Raw genomic sequence first — 19,797 nt, forward strand, 5'->3', positions numbered from 1 at the left:
TTACCGGCCGACGTTCAGCACGAGGCTAAGCACCCAGCCGATGAGCTGGTCAGCAGCAAAAAAGAACAGAGCCGCAAAAATGACCATCACAAGCACCATAGCCGTCGAAATCATGGTCTCGCGGCGCGACGGCCAAGTGATTTTAGACGCTTCGGCGCGAACCTGCTGCAGAAACGTAAACGGATTGGTTTTGGATGCCATTGACTGCCCACGCAATTACGGCGCGTAAAGCCGAACTAATCAGCCCCACGCACCGCGTGTCTGTTTTGACCTTACATAAACACCGATTCCAGTTTTAACAAGAGGAAATCGACATTCGGCGAAATTCGCCGGAAAACCGGCACCCATCTGCCATGCAGCGAAGACCGCGCTTGCGAATGGAAAGTGGCAGGGGCAGTAAGGCTCGAACTTACGACCTGCGGTTTTGGAGACCGCCGCTCTACCAACTGAGCTATACCCCTTTAACACCTTAGCCGACCACGAAAATCACTTGGCCGCTTCGGTATGCGTTCCCTTTAAGGCGCACGGAAAAGAATGGCAAGCGCTTTTTATTCGCTTTCGGAAGAAACTGTTGACGCCCTCCCCGCCACGTTTTTTCCTCGGCCGCTTAACCGGTTACCCCCAAGTCCGTCACCTCAACGAACCGCTTTGCGGCATCCAAATGCGCTGGTTTGATACCTTTCCCAACCGAACTAAATCTTTTACGGCTCAAGCGCACTGCGATCGGACGTGATCAACTGACGCTCCCGATACTTGCGCTTGAAATGCGCGACGTTGCGCGCCACCGAACGCCGCCATTTACGGACTGTCGCGAGCGAAAAGAATCGATCGAGTTCTTGTGCCACACCGCGCCAACCACGGCGTTTCTTAAGGCCATAATTGCTGCGGCCAAATCCCGAATGGCTGACGCCGGTTTCGGCCAACCACGCCATGATCGCGCCCTGATCCTTATAAAAGATACTAATCTCCGCCTCTGTCCGGAAACCCGCATAACCTTGCGGTAGTTTTTTATAGCAGGACAACCGCTTGACGGTCGGATTGAAGGTGAAGCTATGCCAGACACGATGCGCGGTCGGCGGTATCCGCCAATACCCTATATCTTCAACTGCCTGCGCGTTGCGCCGAATGTCACGGGGCATGTCGTCATCGGTTCTGAGTTGAACGAGCGCCACTCGCGGGTCCCGCTTCAGTATTTCGATGCCCCTGCCCACAACTTGCGAAACAGGAAACGCCCAGTCGTCTTCAAGATGCAGGATGTAAGGAGTTTGCACTTCCGAATATGCCCGGTCGATAGAGCGGTGCTGCCCAATGTTGACGCCATTCAAAATGACGCGGATCGGTTGCTCTGGATATCGCGCTGGAATCGCGCGCACCGATTCGTCGTCAGAGTCCTCGATAATGATAAATTCCCGTAGCGGGTAATCATTAGTAGAAAAGAAGCTATCGAGAGTTCCGATGAGAAGATCAGGACGGCGGCAGCTGGTCAGCACAACAGTTAAATCGGACATGAAGTCGTCTCGGAAGAAAACTGGCCGATGAAATCAAGCCAGCCAAGCCATGGTTGATGTCGCCTCGTCTACGCCAGACGCATTACAGGCGAATGATGATCGCCGGACCTCGGGGAAATTATTCAAAAGAAGAATACATTATAAATCCCTCAAATATAGCGCGTCCGATATGAGCATAAATCGAAATACAACATCCGACTACATCTTCACATTAGGAAAATATACGAATCTTTCAACTATATAAATTTACAAAATCGATTTTTACATAAAAAAACGGCGGTGCCGAAGACACCGCCGTTTTAGAACTAGATTTTTAAATCCGGCGAGACCGCCGTCTGTCGAAAATTACTCGACGATAGAAGCGACGATGCCGGCGCCGACGGTACGGCCGCCTTCGCGGATAGCGAAGCGCAGCTTTTCTTCCATCGCGATCGGAACGATCAGCTCGACTTCAACAGTGACGTTGTCGCCAGGCATAACCATTTCCGTGCCTTCAGGAAGCGAAACGATACCGGTAACGTCAGTCGTACGGAAGTAGAACTGCGGACGGTAGTTCGTGAAGAACGGCGTATGACGGCCGCCTTCTTCCTTCGTCAGAATGTAGGCTTCTGCCATGAACTTCTTGTGCGGCTTGACCGAACCCGGCTTGCACAGGATCTGGCCACGCTCAACGCCGTCACGGGTAACGCCGCGAACGAGAGCACCGATGTTGTCGCCAGCCTGGCCCTGGTCGAGCAGCTTGCGGAACATTTCAACGCCGGTAACCGTCGTCTTCGACGTCGGACGAATGCCGACGATTTCGACTTCTTCACCAACCTTGACGATACCGCGCTCAACGCGACCCGTCACAACCGTACCACGGCCAGAGATCGAGAACACGTCTTCGATCGGCATCAGGAACGGCTGGTCGATCGGACGCTCAGGCGTCGGGATGTAGGCGTCAACAGCAGCCATCAGCTCGCGGATTGCGTCTTCACCGATCTTCTTGTCGGAATCTTCAAGAGCAGCAAGTGCCGAACCCTTGACGATCGGAATATCGTCGCCCGGGAAGTCGTAGGACGACAGAAGTTCGCGAACTTCCAGTTCGACGAGCTCGAGAAGCTCGGCGTCGTCAACCTGGTCGACCTTGTTGAGGAACACGACGATCGCCGGAACGCCAACCTGGCGAGCAAGCAGGATGTGCTCGCGCGTCTGCGGCATCGGGCCGTCAGCTGCAGAGCAAACCAGGATCGCGCCGTCCATCTGGGCAGCACCGGTGATCATGTTCTTCACGTAGTCGGCGTGGCCGGGGCAGTCGACGTGTGCGTAGTGACGGTTCGGCGTTTCGTATTCGACGTGCGCCGTCGAGATCGTGATGCCGCGAGCCTTTTCTTCAGGAGCAGCGTCGATCTGGTCGTACGCCTTGAACTCGCCGAAATACTTCGTGATCGCAGCAGTCAACGACGTCTTGCCGTGGTCGACGTGACCGATCGTGCCAATGTTGACGTGCGGCTTATTGCGCTCAAACTTGCTCTTTGCCATGTGAATTGCTTCCTGTGAACGTGAAGTAGTTTTCCCGGCGAACCGGTTTGGTGTCGCCGTTTAAGGCTTTGTAAGCGAATGCGCAAGACTTAATTGTCAAAGCACCGTCGCGCACGCCCAAGGCGCGCCTCAAGGTGCATATATGGTGCGTTCCGCGCGATATTCAAAGCTGGCTCAGCCTTCCCGCGCGACGGCCAGATGGGAGGCACGGATGGGACCCCGCCTGTACCCCTCTTCGCACAATCGGATCGTTAAATAAGCTTTTTCTTTATCACAACTTCTTTACCTGGACCCGCATCATGGCTTAAGGAAATTTCATCTCCGGGGGGAGACGGGCGAGCGGGACGATGCGCCCAGGCGCAAAACCTCTATGCCACATATTGATCAGCCGCGCTCTCCGGCGCGAAATTACATCCGTTTCAGGACCGCTCAATGGAAATCTTCACAGCCGCCGGCTTCACGGCATTCATGCAAGTCATTGCGATCGATCTCGTTCTCGCAGGCGACAATGCCATCGTCATCGGCCTTGCCGCCGCCGGTCTTCCCGCCCATCTTCGCCGAAAGGCGATCCTGGTCGGCATCATCGCCGCCACCGTATTGCGCATCGGCTTTGCCGCCGTCACCGTGCAGCTTCTCTCCATTGTCGGGCTGCAACTCTTCGGCGGGCTTCTGCTTGCCTGGGTGTGCTGGAAGATGTGGTCCGAACTGCGCGAAGCCGCAGGCTCCATTGAAGACGAGGTGACGGACGAAGAGGCTGACCTGACCAAAGGTCACAAGACCTTCTTTCAGGCCGCAACCCAGATCGTCATCGCCGATGTGTCCATGTCGCTGGACAACGTGCTTGCCGTCGCCGGCGCCGCGCAGGATCATGTCACGGTGCTGATCATCGGTCTGGTCGTCTCGATCGCCCTCATGGGACTGGCTGCCAATTTCGTCGCCAAGTTGCTGCACCGTTACCGTTGGATTTCGTATCTTGGCCTGATGGTCATCATCTATGTGGCGCTCAACATGCTGTATCACGGCGTGATCGAAGTCCTGCCCTACATCAAGCCCTATTTCGGCTGAGACTGGCAGTCACATATTCGTCCCGAAAGGCCTGGAAACGAGAGTTTCCGGGCCTTTTCTTGTCATGCCCACACCAATGCACCCCTCGCCTACGCAGCATTGCAAGCGCGCGCGCAGGTGAAATCGGCGCACACGGGAATCGGTCGCCGCGTCCGCTGCAACATTCGGATAAGACAGGGAAATCGTGATTTTTTGCCTATGGATTTTGGCAATTGAGGTCAGCCACGGGCAAGCCTAGTGAGCTAGTTAATAAGTCATAAAAATAAAAAGAAAGGTAAAGCTGCCAATGGCTTATGACTGGACCGGCGGTCGTACCCGCCGCCTTCGCAGGATGAAGCTGGGCGCTGTTGCAAGCTCATTAATCCTGCTGGCGCTCTTAACAGCGCTCGTTCTAGGCTGAACGCGCTGCGCGCAATTCAACGCTGACCGGCGGCATGGTGAGGTTTCCTAAAACCGCCCTGCCGCCGCTCCTTCGGGGGCAACGTCCACCCCTTGTTGGCAAGATTTGCAGAATATCAGCCGCGAAGGCATCTCGCGGTTATGCCGCCTAACATATGCGTTAAAGCGGGTTCATTTTGGCGCGGAAGCTGCGGCAAGACCTATCGAAACAGCCAATAAATGACGCCAAGCACCAACGTCCACATCAGTAATGATATGGCGAGTACGGCGAGGTAGTTTCGAAATCGTCTGGTCATCCGCCCACATTGCCGGCCAGCCGCCACGGGACAGCCGTAACCGTTTGATTGCTGGATGCGGATCAAACCGCAAGATCAACTCTTTCTATCAAGATGCTGAATCGCAAACCATTCGCAGATTTTACCTACCCGAAACCGGGGTTGCCTGAACCCGTCGAACGTCAACACGTCGATGAGCGAGAAAATGCCAGCCGCTCCCTTGCCAGCAGGATTTGCAGGGCACAGGAAAACAATTCACGTCGTTCTGGACGTGGCTCAAACACACTCCGGTCAACCGAATCGACAAATTAAGTCCTCCGGTATGATGTCTGATGACGCGTCATTGCTGGGGCAACGGCGAAGCCGCCGCCCCAAAAAAAGCGCGTCAGCTCTTCAAAGCCGTGTTGCACAGGCTCCAGTAACCGCCACCCTTCTGAATCCACTTGAGATCGCCGAGCGTGCCGTCGTCCTTGTTCTTACGATAGGAATCGACGCAGGTCTTCAGGCGGGCCTTGCCAGGAGTCTCGCTTGAATATTTCTTATCGACAGCACCCGGAAATACGACGCTCTTCGGAGCCTTTATCGTCGCCTTTTCGGGTTCTTTGTCGGTGGTAGCCGCAACTTGCTTGTCGTCGGCAGCGCTTTCGGCAGCAGCATCGGTACCGCAGAACTTGGCGCGATAGTCGTTCCACTTGACGTCCTTCGCGGACCCGTCGGCTTTCGCCGCCTGGTATTTCACGCTGCACTCTTTCATGGTGAGCGCCGCTGCGGGGGAGACAAACGCCGCCGATGCGAGCAGCGCTAAGGATGAGAGAATTACAACCCTGTTGATCATCGAAGACTCCCGTGTGCATGATTGCCGGCAGACTATCCGACCGGACTTTCCGCTTGTCAACGAGCAGTGCAACAAGCACTGAAAGTCGAATTGGCGGGGAGTAGAATGTGCTCATCGGGTGTCGCGTCTTCGCGATGAAGACCGCATCACACAGTGACCATGGATATCCATAATCAGCCCGCCGGGGGCATCCCGGCCTTGCCACGCGACCGCCGGCAAACACCGCCCAACGAATCACGTATTCGTGTGACGTCAACCCTGCACCGGAACGAAATTCCTTAATTTTCGTTAGTATCTCGAACGAATAACGAGGATTTATCGATGTTGAGGATGCCGAAGACTATCTCCGCGCTCGCTCTTGGCGTCGCAATATCTACCGCTTTTACCGTGCCCGCCAGTGCGCTGAGCCTCATACAGCCGGCGTACGAACCACAGGAGCAGGCGCAGAATTCCGACGGTCGCGGCTATCCCGCATCCGCCTTTGCCGCGGGCAAGGGTGAAGAGGCGTCACCCAACGGTTACGCCCTCTCACAAGCGGAAATCAATCACGTAAAATGGTGTGCAGCGCTTTACGCATCATACCATCCAACCGACAACAGCTATATGGCAGCCGCCGGCATCCGGACGCAGTGTCGTTCTCCGGATTGATCCAGCCGTACCGCAGCGCACCGCGTCCTAGCCAATAAGATAAAATTTACTTTAAATTCTATTGACCTGAACCTTTATCCGGGTTGACCGTTTGAAGCGCGTGCCAGCGAGGAAACGCGATGATGTGGAATCTTGAAAAACTTGAGCAAGAGAGACTTGATCTGATCGAGGTCATTACTGCCCTGCGCCACACTGAACGCCTGTCGACAGCGGATCGCACCTCGATCTTTGAGAAAATTACGGCACATATGGTAAGGTTAAGCGAGCTCGACGCAGAGAAAATGCGGATTCAGTCGGCCTTGGAGGCGAGCTGAAAATAGCCAAAGCTGATTGGGCGCTGCAGATCGGCGCGAGGCAAAGACTATCGATCTTATTGAGAAGTTTTTGGAGCGGGTAGCGGGAATCGAACCCGCGTATTCAGCTTGGAAGGCTGCTGCTCTACCATTGAGCTATACCCGCGGTGGTGATTTTGATCCTGCGCAGAATGGTGGAGGGAGTTGGATTTGAACCAACGTAGGCGTAGCCAACGGATTTACAGTCCGTCCCCTTTAACCACTCGGGCATCCCTCCAGCTATCTGCTAGGATCGAGCAACCAAGCTCTTCAGATTTCTCTCCGGCGAAGCGCCGTTGCGTCGTCTGTGGCGCGTATATGACGGCCTCGTTCGCTTCTGTCAACACGCCGTTTCACGAATTTTCGGGAAAAAATTCAAACCTCTTTGCAGGCCTGTGGATTATCGCGGGGGCTGGTGTGCGTCGCGTCCCGGAGATATAAGGCGCCATGAGCAAAGACGATCCAAACGACAAATCCACCCGCGACACGCACTACGCCACCCTGCGCCGTGCCGTGCGCGATGCCAAACGCGAGAGGGGCGAAATTCCGACCCCGCAGCAGCCGAAGCGCCGGAATCGTGGCGCGGAAGACTGGAAGCCGCCGCAGCTTGCGCCGGATCAGGTCCATCTTTACGGCCTGCATACCGTGCGTGCGGCGCTTTCCAATCCCGAACGGCAACTCATCAAGCTGTCGATTACGCTGAATGCCTTTGCGCGTCTGGATATCGGCGAAGCGGATGCGCAGCCCTTCCCGGTAGAGATTGTCTCGCCGCAGGATATCGACAAGGTGCTCGGCCCCGAGGCGATCCATCAGGGCGTGATGCTGGAAACCAGGCCGCTTCCGGTCAAGAAACTCGACGCGCTGAAGAAAAGCCCGCTGATCCTCGTGCTCGATCAGGTTACCGACCCGCACAATGTCGGCGCCATCATGCGCTCGGCGGTCGCCTTCAATGCCGGCGCCGTCATCACCACCATTCGCCATAGCCCGACGGAGTCAGGCGTGCTTGCAAAGTCTGCGTCCGGTGCACTGGAACTCATTCCCTATATCCAGATCACCAATCTGGCCGATACATTGGGCGAGCTGCACAAGCTCGGCTTCTTCTCGGTCGGTCTGGATTCGGAAGGCCCCGCCCCCATCGAGCAAACCTTCACCGGCGCAAAGATCGCCCTGGTGCTGGGAGCCGAAGGCAAGGGTCTGCGCCAGAAGACCCGCGAAACCGTTTCGGCGCTCGCCCGTCTCGATATGCCGGGCGAGATCAAATCGCTCAACGTATCGAATGCGGCAGCCATCGCCCTTTATGCAACGCAGCAATTTCTGGGCAAAGCGTCGTCCTGACGCTTACCCTTCCTTGCGAAATCACAAAGCGCAACGCATGCTGCGCCTTTGACATTCGCAAGGAGCAAATATCGACATGACCGACCTGCCCATCAAACCGACCGGCGAGCTGACGCTGCGGACGCTCGCAATGCCGGCCGACGCCAATCCGGCCGGTGATATTTTCGGCGGCTGGGTCATGTCCCAGATGGACTTGGCCAGCGGCATCCGCGCCGCGGAGCGGTCCCGCTGTCGCGTGGTCACTGCGGCGGTCAAGGAAATGGCTTTCGAGCTGCCGGTGAAGATCGGCGACACGCTGTCCATCTACACCGATATCGCCCGGCTTGGCCGCACCTCCATCACGCTGACGGTTGAGGCCTGGGCGCAACGCTCCCGTTACGACAAGCTGGAAAAAGTCACCGCCGGAACCTTCATCATGGTGGCGATGGACGAAAACGGGCAGCCGACGCCCATCCCTCCGGCGGAGTAGGTGCGATAGAGGCCGCCGTCAACGCCGCGGAAGCCTATGCGCATATCCGCGCCGTCATGGGCATGGTGGTCGGCCTCAGCCTCGCCCGCTTGCTGACCGGCCTTGCCGGTTTCGTGCAGCATCCCAAGAAGGAGCGTATCTATCCCCTGCATATCGGCTGGGTGGCGTTCCTGTTTCTGATGCTGGTGCATTTCTGGTGGTGGGAACACCGGCTTTCCGCCACCAGCCACGTCCTTGGCTTCGGCGCGTTCCTGTTCCTGATCCTTTTCTGCTCGCTGTTCTATTTCCTGTGCGTGTTGCTGTTCCCCACGGACATGAAGGAATACAAGGGATACGAGGACTATTTCTTTTCCCGCAAAAGCTGGTTCTTCGCGTTTCTCGCCGCACTTTTCGTCACGGATATCGGCGATACGCTGCTGAAGGGGCAGGACTACCTCTCCTCGCTGGGCGCAGAATATCTCATCCGCACCGCTATTTACGTCGTTCTGTTCACACTGGCGGCTTTCATCGGCAACCGACGCTTTCACAGGTTTCTCGTCATTTTCGCCCTGATTTATCAGGTAGTCTGGATATTCCGGACCTACGACCTGCTGGCCTGAACATTCCCATCCCGACGCCGGGTGATAATTGAAAGCAGGCCTCGTCTTTCGCCATCGTGTCGCGGTGACACGGCCCGATAAATATGGCATTTCGCTGCAATGGGATTCATTCGCAGGATAATGCAGGACAGAAGTTCGGCTGGCGCCATCGCCACGCTGGCGATCCTGCTTTTTCTCCTGCAAGGGCTCGTGAATGGCCTGACCAGCGGCAATATGGCCTCAGCCGCGCTGGCGACCGGTGAGATCATCTGTTCCAGCCACATGCCCGAAGGCGGTTCGGGCAAACCGAACCCGGCCTCCAACCCTGCGGGCAAGCTCGCCGACAATTGCTGCGGCACGCTCTGCCGTCTCGCCTCCGTTACCATCGCCGCTCTTCCCGTCACTCCCGTCGAGCGTGCGGACAGGATCGTCCGGGTGGTCGAAGTCGACTTTCTCGACCACGACGCGGCATTGCCGCCGCCGCCACCCAATCTGGAATCGCGCCCACGCGCACCGCCTCCCTCTCTGCAAATGTAAAGAGCGATCCGGCCCTGCCGGAAAATCAACTTTTCTGCGGAGACATCCATGTCCGTTACGACCTCTTTCGAGGGCGAGCGCGCGCCTGCGCAATCCTCATCCGTCAACCTGTACCGCGCCGTATGGCGCTGGCACTTCTATGCTGGCCTTTTTGTACTGCCCTTTCTGATATCGCTGGCCGTCACCGGTGCGCTCTATCTCTTCCGGGACGAATTCGACAATCTCATTCATTCGGACCTGAAGCGCATCGAAGTGGCGCAGAACGTGCCGAAAGCACTCCCCTCCGATATTCTCGCCGCAGCCGTTGCGGCCGTTCCCGGCACTGCTGTGAAATACACCACGCCAGGCGATCCGGGCGCCTCGACGGAAATTACCGTCAGTACGGCCGAAGGGAAACGCGCCGTCTACGTCAACACCTATACCGGGCAGGTTGCCGGTTCACTGCCGGATCGCGGCACCATCATGTGGACGATCCGCTATATCCACAGCCTGAAATATTTCGGCACCTATACCCGCTATCTGATCGAGATCGCCGCCGGCTGGTCCATCCTGCTTGTCGCCACCGGCATCTATCTGTGGTGGCCGAGGAAGCAGAGCGGCGGTGTCTTGACGGTGCGCGGCACGCCGAAAAAACGCGTCTTCTGGCGCGATACCCATGCTGTCACCGGCATTTTCGTCGGCTTTTTCATCGTATTTCTCGCAGTCACCGGAATGCCCTGGTCGGGCGTGTGGGGCGCCAAGGTCAACGAATGGGCAAACGGCAGCAATTTCGGATATCCGGCAGGCGTGCGGACCGATGTTCCAATGTCCGGCGAACATCTCGATCACATGGCCAAGACCAGCTGGTCGCTGGAGCAGGCGAAAGTCCCGGAATCCTCCGCATCCGCCACCGGGCAACCAATCGGCATAGATGCGGCCATCGCGCGTTTCGACGGGCTCGGCCTTGCGGCTGGTTATACCGTCGTGCTGCCGAACAAATCGACAGGCGTCTATAGCGGCTCCGTCTATCCCGATGACCTTTCAAAGCAACGCGTCGTCCATCTCGATCAATATAGCGGCGAACCGTTGATCGACATGAGCTATTCCGACTACGGTCCGCTTGGAAAGGCGCTGGAATGGGGGATCAACGTGCATATGGGCCAGCAATTCGGCCTCGCCAACCAGATCGTGTTGCTGGCAGCCTGTGTCGGCATCGTCCTGCTTGCCGTTTCCGCCGGCATCATGTGGTGGAAACGACGCCCCAGAGGTTCGCTCGGCGTGCCACCATTGCCGCAGGATAAACGCGTCTTGCGCGGCCTGCTGGCGCTGCTCGCCATCGGCGGCATCCTGTTCCCGCTGGTTGGCGCAAGCCTGCTGGTGATGCTTGTTCTGGATCTGATCGTGCAGTCCCGCGAAAAGCAACGCGCTGCCTGACAAAAAACACGGCCGGGAGAATATCCCCCGGCCGTGTCCTTCTGAATTCCGGGCGGTTGGCAGAAGCCTGCCCTAGAGCACGTCCTATTTAAACAGAATCGTTTGACGTGCTCTAACTATTTGTTTCTACGCATTTTCCGGACGTAAAACCGCTACGCACTTTTACTGGAACTGCTCTAGAACATCGTATTATTGTTTGCAGCCTTTTCCGGAACCGGCTGGATCACGTCCCAATGTTCGGTGATCTTGCCGTCGGTGACCCTGAAAATATCGACGATGGCGGCTCCGCGAGCACCCTCTTTGTCCGTGGAATGGATGTGCAGATAAACCAGATCGCCATCCGTGGCGCTGCGCACGATCCGGGATTTCGCCTGCGGGTTTTCCTTGAAGAAGCCGGTGAAATAGTCGACGAACGGCTTCTTGCCATCAGGCACCATCGGATTGTGCTGCTTGTAGCTGTCGACGATGACGGCAGCGCCCTTCGCCACCTCGTGCTTGTTGAAGACGATGTCGTAAAAATCAATCACCAGCTTGCGGTTGGCTTCTTCCTGAACCAGATCGCGCTTGGCGGTTTCCGCCAAAACGGGCGCGGCCATCAGCGCGGGCGCGAGGGCAAAAGCAGCAATGGCAAGACGACGTGTCATGAAATTCATGGATGAGACCTCTCAGTAACCGACGGTGAAACGCTGGCGGGAATGCTGCGGCTTTTCGATTTCATCGACAAGCGCGATGGCGTAGTCTTCAAAGGAAATGCGGCTGCCAGCTTCGTTGCTCAAAAGGCTGTCATTGCCGATACGGAATTTGCCCGTTCTTTCCCCCGGCACGAATTCGGCCGATGGCGACAGGAAAGTCCAGTCGAGTTGCTTTTCCCCTTTCAGGCGGTCCAGAAACTCCGCTCCCTTGGTCGCCTCGGCCTTGTAGGCGGCCGGGAAGTCCGGCAGGTCAACCACGCGCTGGCCCGGCGCAATTTCAAGGCTGCCGGCGCCACCCACGACGAGATAACGGGAAACGCCCGAGGCACGGACGGCCTCGATCAGCGTCACCGGATCGCTCGCAGTGAAGTGCACGGCGCTGATCACGGCATCGTGACCCTTAAGCAGTTCCGAAAGCCCTGCCTGATCGAAGACATCGCCCTTTTTTGCCACTACGTTCGGCAGGCTGGCGATCTTTTCAGGGTTGCGGGCGATCGCCGTCACCTGGTGCCCCCGGTCGGAAAGTTCCTTCAGAATACGGGATCCGGCATTGCCGGAGGCTCCGATGAGCGCGATTTTAGCCATGGCTTTTTCCTTTGTGGCATCGTTATAGGTCTAGATAATAGACCGCTAGGGGAAGCTATGGTATCGCAGCCCCGGCTGCAAGAAGTCAGCCGACGCTGATCAGGTCACACGGCGATGACCTGAAAGAGCACGAAAATGGAAAGAGCGAGGAAGATGCCGGATACACAAACCAAGGAAATCTTCGCCTTCGACCAGCCCTGCCCCATCCGCGACGTGCTGGATCGCATCGGTGATCAATGGAGCCTGCTGGTTCTGGAAGCGCTTCAGGGCGGGGTGCTGCGTTTCAACGAACTGAACCGTAAGATCGACGATATTTCCAAGCAGATGTTGTCACGCACGCTGAAACGGCTGGAGGAGGACGGTTTCATTCGCCGCACGCTCTATGCGCAGGTGCCGCCGCGCGTGGAATACGAACTGACCAATCTCGGACGTTCGTTTCTGGTGCCGATGCAATTGCTGGTGCAGTGGGCCGACGAGAACCACGTCCGCATTTGTACGGCGCGGTTGGACTATGCCAATGGTGGAACGGGATCGTAACACCGTTCCTCGTGCCGTGGCGAAACCTGTCCGCCACGGCAATAGAAAGGCCCTGTGGCGATCAGGAGCGGAAGATGAAGGACGCGCCGAAAGCGATGAGCGCAAAACCGATCACGTGGTTGATCGTGATGCTTTCCTTCAGCCAGAAGACCGAGAACAGCGCAAAGACCGCAAGCGTGATAACTTCCTGAATGGTCTTGAGCTGCGCGGTCGAATAGACCTCCGATCCCATGCGGTTCGCGGGGACTGCGAGCATGTATTCGAAGAAAGCGATACCCCAGCTTGCGACAATCGCAAGGAAGAGTGCGCTGCCCTTGTGCTTGAGATGCCCATACCAGGCGAAAGTCATGAAAACATTGGAGACGATGAGCATCAGGACAGGCCAGATGTGGGCAGGGCTGATCGAGAACGGCATGATTGTTCCTGAATGAAGAAAGGAGGGATGTCACGAAAGGCAGTTTGAAAACGCAACCGTCATTTTTGTCTTTGCTTTAACTTACCGTCGTATGAAACGGAACCGGTTTCTATCAAAGCGTATTCGGCCGCTATGCAACGTATCCGGCCAAATTTTGTTCCCCGCACTTCGTTTCCTTTTTGTACTCATTTTTTCTTGGCCTCCCCTTCCCTTTGCGCGTGACTCCCTCCATATTTCGCGCATGGCCAGATCACCCAAAAATTCCAAACCCTCGAATTCCGGCTTCGAGGAAGCTCCGCAATCGTCGTTCGAAGGCGCGCCGCTCAGCGGCAGCGTTGCCGATTGGGTAAAGCAGCTCGAGGCGGAAGCCGAAGCCGGCTCGGTGGAAACCCAGCGCGAAGTCGCCTCGAAAGCTGGCAAGCACCGCAAGAAGATCGAGATCGAAGCGCGCAAGGAAGCCGAAAAAGCGGCCAACAAAACGGCTAAAAACACCACGGCTTCCAAGACTGCGCGCGGCGTTTCCATCGGCGCGTCGAGCGATCCAAAAACCCGCGCCGCCGCCGGTCTCAATCCCGTGGCTGGCATGGACGTCTCCCTGGAGGAGGCGGCCAATCTCGCACCGGGTGCCGTCACCGCCACCGTCGAGGCGCTATCGGCGCTTATCGAGAGCGGCAATCCGCTGTTCAAGGACGGCAAGATGTGGACGCCGCACCGGCCGGCCCGTCCGCCGAAATCCGAAGGCGGCGTTACAATCCGCATGGACTCGGAGTACCAACCGGCAGGCGACCAGCCAACGGCGATTGCCGATCTCGTGGAAGGCATCAATTCCGGCGAGCGCAGCCAGGTCCTGCTCGGCGTCACCGGCTCCGGCAAAACCTTCACCATGGCCAAGGTGATCGAGGCAACTCAGCGCCCGGCCGTCATCCTTGCGCCCAACAAGACGCTGGCCGCGCAGCTCTATTCCGAGTTCAAGAACTTCTTCCCCGACAATGCGGTAGAGTACTTCGTCTCATATTACGATTATTATCAGCCGGAAGCCTATGTGCCGCGCTCCGACACCTTCATCGAGAAGGAATCCTCGATCAACGAACAGATCGACCGGATGCGCCACTCCGCCACCCGCTCGCTGCTGGAACGCGACGACTGCATCATCGTCGCTTCGGTTTCCTGCATCTATGGTATCGGCTCGGTGGAAACCTATACCGCGATGACCTTCCAGATGCAGGTGGGCGACCGGCTGGACCAGCGCCAGCTTCTGGCCGACCTTGTGGCCCAGCAATACAAGCGCCGCGACATGGATTTCCAGCGCGGCTCCTTCCGCGTGCGCGGCGATACCATCGAAATCTTCCCCGCCCACCTTGAGGATGCCGCCTGGCGCATCTCGATGTTCGGCGACGAAATCGATTCCATTACCGAATTCGACCCACTGACCGGCCAGAAGACCGGCGATCTGCAATCCGTCAAGATCTACGCCAATTCGCACTATGTCACCCCGCGCCCGACGCTGAACGGTGCGATCAAGTCGATCAAGGAAGAGCTGAGGGTCCGCCTCGCCGAGCTGGAAAAGGCGGGACGTCTGCTGGAAGCCCAGCGGCTGGAACAGCGCACGCGCTACGACATCGAAATGCTGGAGGCGACCGGCTCCTGCGCAGGTATCGAAAACTATTCGCGTTATCTCACCGGCCGCAATCCCGGTGAGCCGCCACCGACGCTGTTCGAATATATCCCTGATAATGCGCTGCTTTTCATTGACGAAAGCCACGTCTCTGTCAGCCAGATCGGCGGCATGTATCGCGGCGACTTCAGGCGCAAGGCGACGCTGGCCGAATATGGCTTCCGCCTTCCCTCCTGCATGGATAACCGCCCGTTGCGCTTCGAGGAATGGGATGCGATGCGACCGCTGACGGTCGCGGTTTCGGCCACCCCCGGCTCGTGGGAAATGGAACAGGCCGGCGGCGTCTTCGCCGAACAGGTCATCCGCCCGACAGGACTCATCGATCCGCCGGTCGAGGTGCGCTCCGCCCGCAGCCAGGTGGACGATGTTCTCGGCGAAATTCGCGAGACCGCCGCCAAGGGTTACCGCACGCTCTGCACAGTGCTGACCAAGCGCATGGCTGAAGACCTGACCGAATATCTGCACGAACAGGGCGTTCGCGTGCGTTACATGCACTCGGATATCGACACGCTGGAACGCATCGAGATCATCCGCGACCTGCGCCTTGGTGCCTTCGACGTGCTTGTCGGTATCAACCTTCTGCGCGAAGGCCTCGATATTCCCGAATGCGGTTTCGTCGCGATCCTCGATGCCGACAAGGAAGGCTTCCTGCGTTCGGAAACTTCGCTGATCCAGACCATCGGCCGCGCCGCCCGTAACGTCGACGGCAAGGTCATCCTTTATGCCGACAATATCACCGGCTCGATGAAGCGGGCGATGGAGGAAACCTCCCGCCGCCGCGAAAAGCAGATGGCCTATAACGCCGAACACGGCATCACGCCGGAATCGGTCAAGGCGAAGATCTCCGATATTCTTGATTCAGTTTATGAGCGTGATCACGTAAGAGCCGATATTTCAGGCGTTTCCGGAAAGGGCTTCGCCGATGGCGGCCATCTGGTCGGCAACAATCTGCAGTCCCATCTCAACGCGCTGGAAAAATCCATGCGCGATGCCGCAGCCGATCTGGACTTCGAAAAAGCCGCCCGCCTGCGCGACGAAATCAAGCGCCTCAAGGCCACCGAACTCGCCGTCATGGACGACCCGATGGCGAAGGAAGAGGCGAAATCGCTTGAGGGTGGCGGCAGAGGCAAGAAAAAAGAAACGAGCGCCCGCAACGGGTCGATCTCCCCTCTTGCGGGAGAGATGTCCGGCGGGACAGAGGACGGTGCCGCTTCCGCAAACGAAAGTGGAAAATCTCTCTTCGCCAAACCTTCGCTGGACGAAATGGGTCCCGGCTCGGACACGGGCAAGCCGCTGTTCCGCAGGAACACGCTGGACGAGATGACCGTTGGCCGCACCGAGAAGCCGGTGCGTGGCAAAGTTCCCGGCAAACCCGAGACGGAAGCCGGCAAACGCTTCTCGCCGCTCATGGAAGGCCAGCCTGAGCGAACCACGGATGATCCCCGTCCCCTCGTGCGCGGCAAGATCGGAGCGGGTTCCTATGAGGATGCCGGCGAACAGAAGCGCAAAAGCCGGACGAAGGGGAAGACCGGCCGTCCCGGTCGCTGACGCGCAACGGCGCAAGCTGGATAAGCCCCGATAAGTTCGGGTGCTCCCTGCTTCAGCGTTATATGTAACAGGATAGTTCACAAAGAAAGCCAGAGCGCTGACGCGCTCCGGCAAAGCAATCAGCTTTCGCAACGGCTGATCCGCCCCTCAACCTGACCTGCTCCAAACACCTTCACCAGATCCGAATCTATGGACAGGGGAATGTAGTCGTCTTTTTCGGCAGGCTTGATATAGGTTGAGAAATAGATCGGCCCAGCCGGCAAAAGGCCCGCGATACAGGCCCGCAATATCTCTATTTCCGTGCTGCCCCGGATGCGCGGCCCTTTGATACGCGAGTTGCGCACCTTCTCCTGCAATAGGGCAAGCCTTGAAACATCATCGGGCTTTATTCTCCACACGCTTGTAGCCCACCCCTCCCGTTTCGCCACGTTGAACCGTGCACGGTCAGCATCGTCCATATTCTCCTGGATCAGCCCGAATGTATCGACAGTCTCGCCTTTTACGCCATCAGCCGTGCTGCGGATAATCATCACGGCATCACCCGTGCGCAGCGAAAGATAGGTGGGAAGCTGTAACGCGACCCGCACATGCTCAAAATTCATCGTCAGGAAATCGAGCCGCATCAATTTGGGAATACTGGAGATTGGTGTGGTCATGCAGCCGGTAAGCAGCAGAAGCAAAACAAGCGATCGTGCGAAACGCGATAATGTCGATGTCACCATGTCTTGATCCCGAATGCTGCGTGATCCGTGATGGCACGCTGTTGCGCAAACTTGCCCGAACGGCATTGCCGTAACATTGTGCATGCCGGAACTCGCAGTTCCCGTGGACGTTGATTGGCCTTGAGGACCGGCGGCAAGGAGACACCGCATGCATCTAAAAAATCTGGCGGCCTTATGCCTCTTCTTTTTCTCAAGCCCAGTCCTTGCCGGGCAGATTGAGGACGCCACCTTCCACAGCGCCGCCCTGAACGCACCGCTGCCCGTCAACATCTACCACCCGGATGGCTCGCCGCCGGAAAACGGCTGGCCGGTGCTTTATCTCCTGCACGGCCATGATGGTGGCCAGAACAGCTGGCGGGATCTCGGCAATATCGAAAAGACGCTGGACACGCTGATTGCGGCCGGCGCCATCCGCCCGCTGGTTGTCGTCATGCCAGGCGTTAAAAACAGTTGGTACGTGGATTCTTCCGCTGTCGGTGGTCCCGGCGATTACGAGACGGCCCTGACTGGCGATCTGCGCCATCAGGTGGAAAAAACGCTGCCGGTGCGGAAAGATCGCGAAGGGCGTGCCATCGCCGGTCTTTCCATGGGCGGTTTCGGCGCATTGCATCTGGCTTATGGCCACGAGGACCTCTATGGCGCAGTCGCCAGCCTGTCCGGCGCGATCTGGCAGAACGTGCCCGCCTCCGATCTCGACAAAACGCCCGCCGAACTCAAGCTCATTCAGGACAGCGCCTTCTTCCACCGCGTCGACCGCACCACCGTCACCAGCGGCATCGTGCTGCCCTCCACCGGCGATCACTTCTCCGGCGCCTTCGGCACGCCCTTCGATGCGAGACTTTTCAATGAGAAGAACGTCTTTACCCTCGTCGCACAGCACGTCGCCGAAAACCAGAACTTGCCCGCCACCTATCTGACCGTTGGCGACGACGACGGCTTCTTCCTCTGGCGCGGCGCCATCGCCCTGCACGAAACGCTTCAGGCCGACAATCGCAAATCCGAATTGCGGATCACCGATGGAGATCACGTCTGGTCAGTGTGGAAAGTGTCAATTATCGACGCGCTGAAATTCATCGATGGGGAGTTTGGATAAGACAGGGTCTACTTGAAATGGACGTCCAACGCTTTTTGAAGAGATTTTTCAATCATCAACTTAGTGTAATACCGGTACTTTTTTGTTTGCGCAGAAAAAATGGGATTAAATCCGACAAACGCCCTACTTGAGCGGCGAACGTACTTAACGAAGGTCCAGCTCTTATAACCCTCGTCCTGCTTATAAGTCACATCTCTCAAGATATGAGTTTCCATCTGCTTCGTAGGATAGTTCGCAATTATCCACACTTTTCCCTTCTCACGATACCTTTTTACGAAGCTAGCGGCATGTCCATATGCTTGTCGCTTCATTTTTCGCCAGGCGTTGGATAGTGTTGAGTTTCGAATTTTTACTCGTTCTCCATCGTATTCGAAGCCAAGATACTCCAACCCATTGCGTGATGCTGACCCAAATACATGAGAGAACTTCATCTCCTCGCCGCATCGCTCAAACCGCACCACACTAACCTTTTTATCTTGAATACGAAGCCTATCCCCATAGTGCTGTATCCGCTCCTGCAGAAAAATCTTTGTTTCAAGTGGCGTCTTCGAGGAGGCTGTAGGAAGAACAACTATGATGTCGTCGGAGTAGCGCCTGTAGAGTCCTCCGAGCTCACTTACCAGACTATGAATTTCATGATCAAAATCAATAAGATAGAAATTTGCGACAAGATCAGAAATCGGCGTTCCCTGCGGAATACCAAAGTCAAATCCATTCTTTTGTATCAAGCTAGGAGTGGCTGGGTCAGAGCCAGCTATGAGTTTCCGGAACTCAGCAGGACTGCACAGTTGTTTATGACGGTTTGACTTGAGTTCATCTATACCGCGTCGGCGCCTGCTAAGCCGGCTTCCTACTACCGGCTTTTCATAAAGTTTAAGTCTACCAAGTACTTTGTCATAGTCTACGACCGAATAGCGAGTCAGATTCCGATAAACAGCGATATGATCATCAGGCATAGGAAATCCTAAGAGCATCTCCCAAGTTTCTTTGATACCCTTGTGACCGAGACTTTCAAAATATGACTTGATGTCCACTACTGTTACAAAACAGTCTCCCGTGCGTTTGATAAAAGAAAAAACGTCACGTGATATTTCGATGTTAGATTTGTTGCCCCCACCCTTCTTTGGCAGCTTTCTGTAAGCTACTGGCACCTCTGAAAGCGATCGGCGTGTAAGCTCTTGTTCGTAAGCCCTAGAAAGAATTGATCGATACCTAGCATAAATGGCTGCGTCTATTCGAGCTGCATACCGCAAAGGTCGTACTTTCTTTGTACGCTTCCCGTTCTTCCTAAATTTTGTCCACGTTTCATGGAATCTGATTAGAGGGAAGAATGCATGTCTCGCGACTGCGATAGGATCGTTAGCAAGTGTGGAAATTTCTTCTTTGCTAATATTTCGATCAAAATGAAGGTAAGACTTTAAATCTTTTTCTCTCGGCTCCCAGTTATTGTCTGAGAGCGGATGAGTGGAGGTAGCAACAACGCTGGGCACGTACTATTACCACCTCCGCCAATTCATCATGGCATTTTCGCCACTAAAGTCCCTATCCAACTGTATAGTATATACTGTCATCAAGTTGATGTCGTTTATCGGCATCGTGTTGAAGAGTAAGTCGT

The 19,797-nt window shown here is 56.5% G+C and carries 20 protein-coding genes and 3 tRNA genes; 11 read left to right on the forward strand and 12 right to left on the reverse strand.

Annotated features, from left to right (window positions below; translation table 11 throughout):
- From secE to tuf, 4 genes are all read right to left on the reverse strand, one after another.
- Positions 1-201 (reverse strand): preprotein translocase subunit SecE, encoded by a 201-nt coding sequence (gene secE / locus CRO62_RS13020; protein WP_003507689.1) that lies wholly within the window; start codon positions 199-201, stop codon positions 1-3.
- A 184-nt stretch (positions 202-385) separates the two neighbouring features.
- Positions 386-461: transfer RNA gene (locus CRO62_RS13025), tRNA-Trp, on the reverse strand.
- Positions 462-701: 240 nt separating this feature from the next.
- Complete coding sequence (locus CRO62_RS13030) at positions 702-1,508, reverse strand: glycosyltransferase family 2 protein (RefSeq protein ID WP_097100525.1); 807 nt, start codon at positions 1,506-1,508, stop codon at positions 702-704.
- Positions 1,509-1,853: 345 nt separating this feature from the next.
- Complete coding sequence (tuf, locus tag CRO62_RS13035; RefSeq protein WP_013636434.1) at positions 1,854-3,029, reverse strand: elongation factor Tu; 1,176 nt, start codon at positions 3,027-3,029, stop codon at positions 1,854-1,856.
- 432 nt (positions 3,030-3,461) lie between these two features.
- Between tuf and CRO62_RS13040 the strand changes: the two genes are divergently transcribed.
- Positions 3,462-4,094 (forward strand): TerC family protein, encoded by a 633-nt coding sequence (locus CRO62_RS13040; protein WP_003513029.1) that lies wholly within the window; start codon positions 3,462-3,464, stop codon positions 4,092-4,094.
- Positions 4,095-5,153: 1,059 nt separating this feature from the next.
- Here CRO62_RS13040 and CRO62_RS13055 read toward each other — a convergent pair.
- Positions 5,154-5,603, reverse strand: a complete 450-nt coding sequence (locus tag CRO62_RS13055) for a hypothetical protein (RefSeq protein ID WP_097100526.1) — start codon at positions 5,601-5,603, stop codon at positions 5,154-5,156.
- A gap of 321 nt (positions 5,604-5,924) precedes the next feature.
- On the opposite strand from CRO62_RS13055, the gene CRO62_RS13060 reads away from it, so the two are divergent.
- Positions 5,925-6,251 carry a BA14K family protein gene (locus CRO62_RS13060; protein ID WP_097100527.1) on the forward strand — a complete coding sequence of 109 codons (327 nt, stop codon included), beginning with the start codon at positions 5,925-5,927 and terminating at the stop codon, positions 6,249-6,251.
- A gap of 119 nt (positions 6,252-6,370) precedes the next feature.
- Positions 6,371-6,565 (forward strand): hypothetical protein, encoded by a 195-nt coding sequence (locus CRO62_RS13065; RefSeq protein ID WP_013636443.1) that lies wholly within the window; start codon positions 6,371-6,373, stop codon positions 6,563-6,565.
- A gap of 71 nt (positions 6,566-6,636) precedes the next feature.
- Here CRO62_RS13065 and CRO62_RS13070 read toward each other — a convergent pair.
- Positions 6,637-6,710, reverse strand: a tRNA-Gly gene (locus CRO62_RS13070).
- A 26-nt stretch (positions 6,711-6,736) separates the two neighbouring features.
- A tRNA-Tyr gene (locus CRO62_RS13075) sits at positions 6,737-6,821 on the reverse strand.
- Positions 6,822-7,030: 209 nt separating this feature from the next.
- Here CRO62_RS13075 and rlmB point away from each other — a divergent pair.
- The 5 genes from rlmB to CRO62_RS13100 all read left to right on the forward strand — a co-directional run bounded on the left by rlmB (position 7,031) and on the right by CRO62_RS13100 (position 10,915).
- A complete protein-coding gene (gene rlmB / locus CRO62_RS13080) occupies positions 7,031-7,918 on the forward strand; it encodes a 23S rRNA (guanosine(2251)-2'-O)-methyltransferase RlmB (protein WP_097100528.1) in 888 nt (295 codons plus the stop codon).
- Between the two features lie 76 nt (positions 7,919-7,994).
- Positions 7,995-8,387, forward strand: a complete 393-nt coding sequence (locus CRO62_RS13085; protein WP_038491466.1) for an acyl-CoA thioesterase — start codon at positions 7,995-7,997, stop codon at positions 8,385-8,387.
- Between the two features lie 5 nt (positions 8,388-8,392).
- Positions 8,393-8,986, forward strand: coding sequence for a hypothetical protein (locus tag CRO62_RS13090; protein ID WP_097100529.1), 594 nt, complete (start codon positions 8,393-8,395; stop codon positions 8,984-8,986).
- A gap of 99 nt (positions 8,987-9,085) precedes the next feature.
- Positions 9,086-9,502: a DUF2946 family protein gene (locus tag CRO62_RS13095; protein WP_097100530.1), complete on the forward strand. Its 417-nt coding sequence runs from the start codon at positions 9,086-9,088 to the stop codon at positions 9,500-9,502.
- A gap of 48 nt (positions 9,503-9,550) precedes the next feature.
- A complete protein-coding gene (locus CRO62_RS13100) occupies positions 9,551-10,915 on the forward strand; it encodes a PepSY-associated TM helix domain-containing protein (protein ID WP_097100531.1) in 1,365 nt (454 codons plus the stop codon).
- Positions 10,916-11,091: 176 nt separating this feature from the next.
- Here the strand turns inward: CRO62_RS13100 and CRO62_RS13105 are convergent, their stop codons facing one another.
- Together CRO62_RS13105 and CRO62_RS13110 are read right to left on the reverse strand one after the other, a co-directional pair.
- Positions 11,092-11,568, reverse strand: coding sequence for a nuclear transport factor 2 family protein (locus CRO62_RS13105; RefSeq protein WP_097100532.1), 477 nt, complete (start codon positions 11,566-11,568; stop codon positions 11,092-11,094).
- 12 nt (positions 11,569-11,580) lie between these two features.
- Positions 11,581-12,192, reverse strand: a complete 612-nt coding sequence (locus tag CRO62_RS13110) for an NAD(P)-dependent oxidoreductase (protein WP_097100533.1) — start codon at positions 12,190-12,192, stop codon at positions 11,581-11,583.
- 153 nt (positions 12,193-12,345) lie between these two features.
- On the opposite strand from CRO62_RS13110, the gene CRO62_RS13115 reads away from it, so the two are divergent.
- On the forward strand, positions 12,346-12,729 hold the full coding sequence (locus tag CRO62_RS13115) for a winged helix-turn-helix transcriptional regulator (protein ID WP_003513040.1): 384 nt from the start codon (positions 12,346-12,348) through the stop codon (positions 12,727-12,729).
- Between the two features lie 61 nt (positions 12,730-12,790).
- Here the strand turns inward: CRO62_RS13115 and CRO62_RS13120 are convergent, their stop codons facing one another.
- A complete protein-coding gene (locus CRO62_RS13120) occupies positions 12,791-13,144 on the reverse strand; it encodes a DMT family protein (RefSeq protein ID WP_003513041.1) in 354 nt (117 codons plus the stop codon).
- 241 nt (positions 13,145-13,385) lie between these two features.
- Here CRO62_RS13120 and uvrB point away from each other — a divergent pair, with 241 nt between their 5' ends.
- On the forward strand, positions 13,386-16,367 hold the full coding sequence (gene uvrB, locus CRO62_RS13125) for an excinuclease ABC subunit UvrB (protein ID WP_097100534.1): 2,982 nt from the start codon (positions 13,386-13,388) through the stop codon (positions 16,365-16,367).
- A gap of 119 nt (positions 16,368-16,486) precedes the next feature.
- On the opposite strand, the gene CRO62_RS13130 is transcribed toward uvrB, so the two are convergent.
- Positions 16,487-17,089: a hypothetical protein gene (locus CRO62_RS13130; RefSeq protein WP_097100535.1), complete on the reverse strand. Its 603-nt coding sequence runs from the start codon at positions 17,087-17,089 to the stop codon at positions 16,487-16,489.
- Between the two features lie 148 nt (positions 17,090-17,237).
- Here CRO62_RS13130 and CRO62_RS13135 point away from each other — a divergent pair, with 148 nt between their 5' ends.
- Complete coding sequence (locus CRO62_RS13135) at positions 17,238-18,182, forward strand: alpha/beta hydrolase (RefSeq protein WP_097100536.1); 945 nt, start codon at positions 17,238-17,240, stop codon at positions 18,180-18,182.
- An 8-nt stretch (positions 18,183-18,190) separates the two neighbouring features.
- Here the strand turns inward: CRO62_RS13135 and CRO62_RS13140 are convergent, their stop codons facing one another.
- Positions 18,191-19,672: a hypothetical protein gene (locus CRO62_RS13140; RefSeq protein ID WP_143539390.1), complete on the reverse strand. Its 1,482-nt coding sequence runs from the start codon at positions 19,670-19,672 to the stop codon at positions 18,191-18,193.
- Positions 19,673-19,797: the final 125 nt, after the last annotated feature.

Source organism: Rhizobium sp. AN6A, from assembly GCF_900215635.1.
GTDB lineage: Bacteria > Pseudomonadota > Alphaproteobacteria > Rhizobiales > Rhizobiaceae > Agrobacterium > Agrobacterium tumefaciens.

Bases quoted from the DNA above. Each gene is read 5' to 3' on its own strand.
- CRO62_RS13100 (WP_097100531.1), top strand. From the start codon at position 9,551: ATGTCCGTTACGACCTCTTTCGAGGGCGAGCGCGCGCCTGCGCAATCC.
- secE (WP_003507689.1), bottom strand. From the start codon at position 201: ATGGCATCCAAAACCAATCCGTTTACGTTTCTGCAGCAGGTTCGCGCC.
- rlmB (WP_097100528.1), top strand. From the start codon at position 7,031: ATGAGCAAAGACGATCCAAACGACAAATCCACCCGCGACACGCACTAC.
- CRO62_RS13130 (WP_097100535.1), bottom strand. From the start codon at position 17,089: ATGGTGACATCGACATTATCGCGTTTCGCACGATCGCTTGTTTTGCTT.
- tuf (WP_013636434.1), bottom strand. From the start codon at position 3,029: ATGGCAAAGAGCAAGTTTGAGCGCAATAAGCCGCACGTCAACATTGGC.
- CRO62_RS13040 (WP_003513029.1), top strand. From the start codon at position 3,462: ATGGAAATCTTCACAGCCGCCGGCTTCACGGCATTCATGCAAGTCATT.
- CRO62_RS13105 (WP_097100532.1), bottom strand. From the start codon at position 11,568: ATGAATTTCATGACACGTCGTCTTGCCATTGCTGCTTTTGCCCTCGCG.
- CRO62_RS13060 (WP_097100527.1), top strand. From the start codon at position 5,925: ATGTTGAGGATGCCGAAGACTATCTCCGCGCTCGCTCTTGGCGTCGCA.
- CRO62_RS13030 (WP_097100525.1), bottom strand. From the start codon at position 1,508: ATGTCCGATTTAACTGTTGTGCTGACCAGCTGCCGCCGTCCTGATCTT.
- CRO62_RS13120 (WP_003513041.1), bottom strand. From the start codon at position 13,144: ATGCCGTTCTCGATCAGCCCTGCCCACATCTGGCCTGTCCTGATGCTC.
- CRO62_RS13115 (WP_003513040.1), top strand. From the start codon at position 12,346: ATGCCGGATACACAAACCAAGGAAATCTTCGCCTTCGACCAGCCCTGC.
- CRO62_RS13110 (WP_097100533.1), bottom strand. From the start codon at position 12,192: ATGGCTAAAATCGCGCTCATCGGAGCCTCCGGCAATGCCGGATCCCGT.
- CRO62_RS13065 (WP_013636443.1), top strand. From the start codon at position 6,371: ATGATGTGGAATCTTGAAAAACTTGAGCAAGAGAGACTTGATCTGATC.
- CRO62_RS13135 (WP_097100536.1), top strand. From the start codon at position 17,238: ATGCATCTAAAAAATCTGGCGGCCTTATGCCTCTTCTTTTTCTCAAGC.
- CRO62_RS13055 (WP_097100526.1), bottom strand. From the start codon at position 5,603: ATGATCAACAGGGTTGTAATTCTCTCATCCTTAGCGCTGCTCGCATCG.
- CRO62_RS13095 (WP_097100530.1), top strand. From the start codon at position 9,086: ATGGGATTCATTCGCAGGATAATGCAGGACAGAAGTTCGGCTGGCGCC.
- CRO62_RS13085 (WP_038491466.1), top strand. From the start codon at position 7,995: ATGACCGACCTGCCCATCAAACCGACCGGCGAGCTGACGCTGCGGACG.
- uvrB (WP_097100534.1), top strand. From the start codon at position 13,386: ATGGCCAGATCACCCAAAAATTCCAAACCCTCGAATTCCGGCTTCGAG.